The sequence below is a fragment of the Streptomyces sp. NPDC058632 genome, from assembly GCF_042717095.1.
Classification (GTDB): Bacteria; Actinomycetota; Actinomycetes; order Streptomycetales; family Streptomycetaceae; genus Streptomyces.
Genome location: NZ_JBHXQZ010000165.1, coordinates 1 through 7,561, shown reverse-complemented (window position 1 = coordinate 7,561; position 7,561 = coordinate 1). Strand labels below are relative to the sequence as shown.

The following is a 7,561-nucleotide window of genomic DNA, read 5'->3' as shown; positions in this document are numbered from 1 at the left end:
CGGTTCATGAGCCGGGCCAGGCACGTCGGCAAGATCGTGCTGACGATGCCGCCGCGCTGGAACCCGGACGGCACCGTCCTGATCACCGGCGGCACGGGAGGCCTGGGCCGGGAACTGGCCCGCCACCTGGTGTCCGCGCGGGGCGCGCGCCGCCTCCTGCTGGTGTCCCGCCGGGGCATCGAGGCCGAGGGCGCCACCGGGCTGCGGAACGAACTGGCCGCCTCCGGAGCGGTCGTGGACATCGCCGCCTGCGACATGGCCGACCGCGAGGCGGCCGAGGCGCTGCTCGCCGGCATCGACGCGGCGCACCCGCTGACGGCGGTCGTGCACGCGGCGGGCGTCCTCGACGACGGTGTGGTGACGTCCCTGTCGGCGGAGCGGGTCTCGGACGTGCTGCGGCCCAAGGTCGACGCCGCCTGGCACCTGCACGAGCTGACCCGGGACCTGGACCTGGCCGCGTTCGTCATGTTCTCGTCGGTGTCCGGTGTGATGGGCAGCGCCGGTCAGGGCAACTACGCGGCGGCGAACGTCTTCCTGGACGCGCTCGCCCAGCAGCGGGCCGCCTCCGGCCTGCCCGCCCTCTCCCTGGCCTGGGGCGCCTGGGTCCAGGACGGCGGCATGACCGGCGCCCTCTCCGACTCCGGCGCCCGGAGGATGGCCGCCTCGGCCGCGCCGCCCCTCACCGTCGAACAGGGCCTCGCGCTCTGGGACGCCGCCACGGTCTCCGACGAGCCGTACCTCGTGCCCATCGGCGCCTCCGGCAACACGCGGATGCCCGGTGAGGTGCCTCCGCTGCTGCGCAACCTGGTGCGCGGCACCCGGCGTTCGGCCGCCACCGCCGTCGGCGGCGCCCGCGTCGCCGCCGACCTCACCCGGCAACTGCTGGAGACGCGGGAGGAGGAGCGCGTCCGCTTCCTGCTCACCCTGGTCCGAGGCGAGGCCGCCGCAGTGCTCGGTCACTCCTCGCCCAAGGCCGTCGAGGCCGACCGGGACTTCCACGACCTCGGCTTCGACTCGCTCACCGCGGTCGAACTGCGCAACCGCCTCACCACCGCCACCGGCCTGCGGCTCCCGGCGACCCTGGTCTTCGACTACCCGACGCCCACCGTGCTCGCCGAACGCCTGGTGGCCGCCCTCCTCGACGAGGAGCGGGTCGCCGGCACCCCCGCGGCCACCGGCACCGTCCCGCCGGCGACGGCCGACGACCCGGTGGTCATCGTCGGCATGGCCTGCCGGATGCCCGGCGGCGTCAACTCGCCCGAGGAACTGTGGCGGCTCGTCGCCGAGGGCCGCGAGGGCATCTCCGCCTTCCCGACCGACCGCGGCTGGGACCTGGACACCCTCATGCGCGGCGGCCAAGGCGGCCACGGCCGCAGCGCCACCTCCGAGGGCGGCTTCCTCTACGACGTCGCCGACTTCGACGCCGGCTTCTTCGGCATCTCCCCGCGCGAGGCCCTCGCCATGGACCCGCAGCAGCGGCTGCTGCTGGAAACCTCGTGGGAAGCCTTCGAACGCGCCGGCATCGACCCGGCGACCGTGCGCGGCAGCCAGACCGGAGTCTTCGTCGGCACCAGCGGCCAGGACTACACCACCCTGGTCATGAACTCCCGCGAGGACGCCGAGGGCCACGCGCCGACCGGCCTCGCCACCAGCGTCATCTCCGGCCGACTGTCCTACACCTTCGGCCTGGAGGGCCCGGCGGTCACCGTCGACACCGCCTGCTCCTCCTCCCTGGTCGCCCTGCACTGGGCGGCCCACGCACTGCGCTCCGGCGAGTGCAGCCTCGCCCTCGCGGGCGGCGTCACCGTGATGTCGACCGCCATGGGATACGCCGGGTTCACCCGGCAGGGCGGCCTCGCCCCCGACGGCCGCTGCAAGGCCTTCGCCGACGCCGCCAACGGCACCGGCTGGTCCGAGGGCGTCGGCATGCTCCTCGTCGAGCGCCTGTCGGACGCCCGCCGCAACGGCCACCCGGTACTCGCCGTGCTGCGCGGCTCCGCCGTCAACCAGGACGGCGCCTCCAACGGCCTCACCGCCCCCAACGGGCCCTCACAGCAGCGCGTCATCCGGCAGGCCCTGGCCGGCGCCGGACTCACCCCCGCCGACGTGGACGCCGTCGAGGCGCACGGCACGGGCACGACCCTGGGCGACCCGATCGAGGCGCAGGCCCTGCTCGCCACCTACGGCCAGGACCGGCCCGCCGACCGGCCGCTGCTGCTCGGCTCCATCAAGTCGAACATCGGGCACGCCCAGGCCGCCGCCGGTGTCGCCGGCGTCATCAAGACCGTCATGGCACTCCGCCACGGCGTCCTGCCCAAGTCCCTGCACATCGACGCGCCGTCGACCCACGTGGACTGGACCGAGGGCGAGGTGCGCCTGCTCACCGAGACCGTCGACTGGCCGGACACCGGCCGCCCGCGCCGTGCCGGCGTGTCGTCCTTCGGCATCAGCGGCACCAACGCACACACCATCATCGAGCAGGCCCCGGAGACCGAGCCGGTCACGCCGACCGTGAAGCCCGGGGTCGTCCCCGAGGTCGTGCCGTGGCCGGTGTCGGCCAAGTCCGAGGAGGCCCTGGAAGGTCAACTGGACCGGATCACCTCCCTCGACACCGCGTCCGCGCTGGACGTGGGTCTCTCGCTGGCGTCGGGGCGGTCGCTGTTCGAGTACCGCACGGTGTTCCTCGCCGGCGGGGAGGGCGAACAGCCCGTCGAGGTGGCGCGCGGTCGTGCCGTGGAGCGGTCGCTGGCCGTGCTGTTCTCCGGTCAGGGCTCGCAGCGGGCGGGTACGGGCCGTGAGCTGTATGCCCGGTTCCCGGTGTTCGCCGAGGCGCTGGACGCCGTACTGAACCATCTCGATGCCGAGCTGGAACACCCGCTGCGGGAGGTGCTGTTCGCGGAGGAGGGTACGCCCGAGGCGGAACTCCTCGACACCACCGGGTTCACGCAGCCCGCGCTGTTCGCGGTCGAGGTGGCGCTGTTCCGGCTGGTGGAGTCGTGGGGTGTGCGGCCGGAGTTCGTGGCCGGGCATTCCGTCGGCGAGATCGCGGCCGCGCATGTGGCGGGTGTGCTGTCCCTGGAGGACGCGTGCACGCTGGTCGCGGCGCGTGCCCGGCTGATGCAGGACCTCCCGGCCGGCGGCGCCATGATGGCGATCGAGGCCACCGAGGAGGAGATCACCCCGCGCCTCACGGACGGGATCGCCCTGGCGGCGGTCAACGGTCCCGACTCCGTCGTCGTGTCCGGCGCCGAGGGCGAAGTGGTCGCGCTGGGCGACGAGTTCGCCGCGAAGGGCCGCAAGACGCAGCGTCTGTCGGTGAGCCATGCCTTCCACTCGCCGCTGATGGAGCCGATGCTCGACGCCTTCCGCGAGGTCGCGCAGACACTGACGTACGCCGAACCGCGCATTCCCGTCGTGTCGAACGTGACCGGTGAGATCGCCGACCCGGACCTGCTGCGCTCCGCCGACTACTGGGTGCGCCACGTGCGCGGCACCGTCCGCTTCGCCGACGGCGTCGGGGCACTCACCGGTGCCGGGGCGAACGCCTTCCTCGAGATCGGCCCCGACGGCGTACTGACCGCGCTCACCCGCCGACGCGTCGACGCCGAGGCCGACCCGGTCGCCGTCCCCGCCCTGCGCAAGGACCGGTCCGAGGAGACCGCGCTGCTCACGTCGCTGGCCCGGCTCCACGTGTCCGGCGTGCGCGTCGACTGGCGGCCGTACTTCGACGGCACCGGTGCCCGCCGCACCGAACTGCCGACCTACGCCTTCCAGCGGGCCCGCTACTGGCCCGACGCCCAGCGCTCCACGACGGGCGGAACCGGAGCGGACCCCCTGGACGCGGCGTTCTGGACGGCCGTCGAGGGCGAGGACCTGACGACACTCGCCGCCGATCTGGCGGTCGACACCGACGCGCTGGGCGCGGTCCTGCCCGCGTTGTCCACCTGGCGGCGCAGGCAGCGCGACCAGGCGATGGTCGACGGGATCAGGCACCACGAGGTGTGGAAGCCGCTGTCGCTGCCCTCCTCCGCGCCCGCCGCCGACGGCACCTGGCTGGCCGTCGTCCCCGAGGCGCTCGCCGACGACGAGTGGGCGGCCGCCGTCCTGGCGGCCGTGGGCGCCGACGTCGTGCCGCTCACCGTCGGCACCGACGACCGCGACGCGCTCGCCGGGCGGCTGCGCGGCCTGCTGTCCGAGGGCACCGCGCTCACCGGAGTGCTGTCCCTGCTCGCGCTCACGGACGCCGTCGAGTCCCCGGCCGTCCCGACGGCGGTTCTGCTCCAGGCTCTGCTGGACGCCGAGATCACCGCGCCCCTGTGGTGCGTGACGCGCGGCGCCGTCGCGGTCGCCGGCACGGAGCAGCTCACCGCTCCCGGCCAGGCGGCGGTGTGGGGCCTCGGCCGGGTCGCGGCACTGGAACTCCCCGTCCGGTGGGGCGGGTTGATCGACCTGCCCGCCGCCCTGGACGACCGTGCCGCGCGGCGGTTCGCCGCCGTCCTCGCCGGACACGACGGCGAGGACCAGGTGGCCGTCCGCGACTCGGCCGTCTTCGGCCGCCGGCTCGTGCCCACCCCGGAGGCAGCCCCCGACGCGGGCTGGGAGCCGAGCGGCACCGTCCTGGTCACCGGAGGCACCGGAGGCCGCGGCGCCCACGTGGCGCGCTGGCTGGCCGCCGCCGGAACCGCCCGCCTGGTGCTGGTCAGCCGGCGCGGCCCGGACGCGCCCGGCGCCGCCGGCCTCGCCGCCGAACTGCGCGGCCTCGGCGCCGAGGTGACGATCGCCGCCTGCGACGCCGCCGACCGCGACGCCCTCGCCGCCGTCCTCGCCGGCATCCCCGACGACACCCCGCTGACCGGTGTGGTGCACGCCGCCGGCATCGTCGACGACGGAGTGCTCGACGACCTCACGCCGGAGCGGTTCGCCGCACTGCACCGAGCCCGCACCGCACCCGCCGTCCACCTGGACGAACTGACCCGGGACCTGGGCCTGGCGGCGTTCGTGCTCTGCTCCTCGGTCGCCGGCACGATCGGCACCGCGGGCCGGGCCGGCCTCGCCGCCGCCACCGCCGTCCTCGACGCGCTCGCGCGCCGCCGCCGGGGCGAGGGCCTGCCCGCGACGTCCATCGCCTGGGGCGCCTGGACCGACGAAGAACCGGGCACGGACACCGGTGCCGCCACCACCGGTACCGGCGCCGGTAGCGCCTTCGCGCGTCCGGCCCGCACCGCCGGTCACCCGGCCGTGCACCCGGACCTCGCGCTCGCCGCCCTGCGGCAGGCCGTGACCCGGCCCGAGCCGACACCCGTGGTGTTCGACCCGCGTCAGCCGCAGGTCCTGGACACCCTCATCGGCATCCGCGGCAGCGCCCTGCTGCGCGACCTGCCGGACGCCCGGCAGGCGTTGGCCGACGCGGCGGCCACGCGGCAGCGGACCGAGACGGCCGCCTCCGGGCTCGCCGCGCGGCTGCGACAGCTGCCCACCGCCGACCGCACCGTGCTCCTCGGCGACCTGGTGCGGACCCACGCCGCGGCCGTCCTCGGTCACCGGGGGCCGGAGGCCGTCGCCCCGGACCGCAACTTCCGCGACCTGGGCTTCGACTCGCTGACCGCGATCGAACTGCCCAACCGGCTCGCCCTGGCCACCGGCCTGCGCCTGCCCGCCACCACGGTCTACGACTTCCCGACCGCCCAAGCCCTGGCCGAGCACCTGGTCGACGAGATCCTCGGCGAACAGGACACGGCGGGGTCCGACCGGGTGACCGCCGCCGGCCTGTCCGAGGACCCGGTGGTCATCGTCGGCATGGCCTGCCGCCTGCCCGGAGGCGTGCGCTCCCCGCAGGACCTGTGGCGGATGCTCAGCGAGGGCCGCGACGGCATCGAGGCCTTCCCCGAGGACCGGGGCTGGGACCTCGCCACCCTGGCGACCGGCGGTGCGGACGGCCGCGGCCGCAGCGCCACCCTCAGGGGCGGGTTCGTCGACGGCGCCGCCGAGTTCGACGCGGGCTTCTTCGGGATCTCCCCGCGCGAGGCGATCGCCATGGATCCGCAGCAGCGCCTGCTCCTCGAGACCACCTGGGAGGCCTTCGAACGCGCCGGCATCGACGCCGACGGACTGCGCGGCAGCCGCACCGGTGTGTTCGTCGGCACCAACGGCCAGGACTACTCCACCCTCGTCATGAACTCCCGCGAGGACCTGGAGGGCCACGCCGGTACCGGACTCGCCGCCAGCGTGGTCTCCGGACGGCTCGCCTACACCTTCGGCCTGGAGGGTCCGGCGGTCACCGTGGACACCGCCTGCTCCTCCTCCCTGGTCGCCCTGCACTGGGCGCTCCAGGCGCTGCGGGCCGGCGAGTGCGACCTCGCCGTCGCGGGCGGCGTCACGCTCATGAGCACCCCGTCCGGCTTCTCCGGCTTCACCCTGCAGAACGGCCTCGCGACCGACGGCCACTGCAAGGCGTACGCGGACGCCGCCGACGGCACCGGCTGGTCCGAGGGCGTGGGCCTGATCGTCGTGGAACGGCTCTCCGACGCCCGTCGCAACGGGCACGAGGTGCTGGCCGTGGTCCGCGGTTCGGCCATCAACCAGGACGGCGCCTCCAACGGCCTGACCGCGCCCAACGGCCCCTCGCAGCAGCGCGTCATCCGTCAGGCCCTGGCGAGCGCCGGCCTCACGCCCGCCGACATCGACGCCGTCGAGGGCCACGGCACCGGCACCCCGCTGGGCGACCCGATCGAGGCGCAGGCCCTGCTGGCCACCTATGGCCGCGACCGCGATCCGGAGCGTCCGCTGCTGCTCGGTTCCATCAAGTCGAACATCGGCCACACCCAGGCCGCCGCCGGCGTGGCCGGCATCATCAAGACGGTCATGGCGATGCGGCACGCCGTGCTGCCGAAGACCCTCCACGTGGACAAGCCCTCCACGCACGTCGACTGGGAGGCCGGCGCGGTACGGCTGCTCATGGAGCCGGCCCCCTGGCCGGAGACCGGCAGGCCGTGGCGTGCGGGCATCTCGTCCTTCGGTATCAGCGGCACCAACGCGCACACGATCATCGAGCAGGCACCCGAACCCGAGGCGGCGCCCGAGCCGACCGGCTCCGCGGCCGCCCCCGCCCCGACCCCCACGGTCGTCCCGTGGCCCGTCTCCGCGAAGTCCGAGGAGGCGCTGGACTCCCAGGTGGCACGTATCTCGGCCCTGGCCGACGCCTCCCCGCTGGACGTGGGCCACTCCCTGACCACCGGCCGGGCCCTGCTCGACCACCGCGCCGTCCTCCTCGCCGCACCCGGCGGGGAACCCCTCGAGGTGGCCCGCGGCCGCGCCGCGTACCGCACCTCCGCCGTCCTGTTCTCCGGCCAGGGCTCGCAGCGGGCCGGCATGGGCCGCGAACTGTACGCCGCCTTCCCGGTGTTCGCCGAAGCCCTGGACGCCGTCCTGGCCCGGCTGGACACCGGCTCGGACGTGCCCCTGCGCACGGTGCTGTTCGCGGAGGAGGGTACGCCCGAGGCGGAACTCCTCGACACCACCGGGTTCACGCAGCCCGCGCTGTTCGCGGTCGAGGTGGCGCTGT

General features: G+C 75.1%; 1 protein-coding gene. It reads left to right on the top strand.

The genetic code is table 11. The features are described 5' to 3' along the window. Window positions 1–7,561, top strand: a 7,561-nt coding sequence (locus ACFWVE_RS34275) for a type I polyketide synthase (RefSeq protein WP_384022951.1), incomplete at both ends; no start/stop codon positions are given.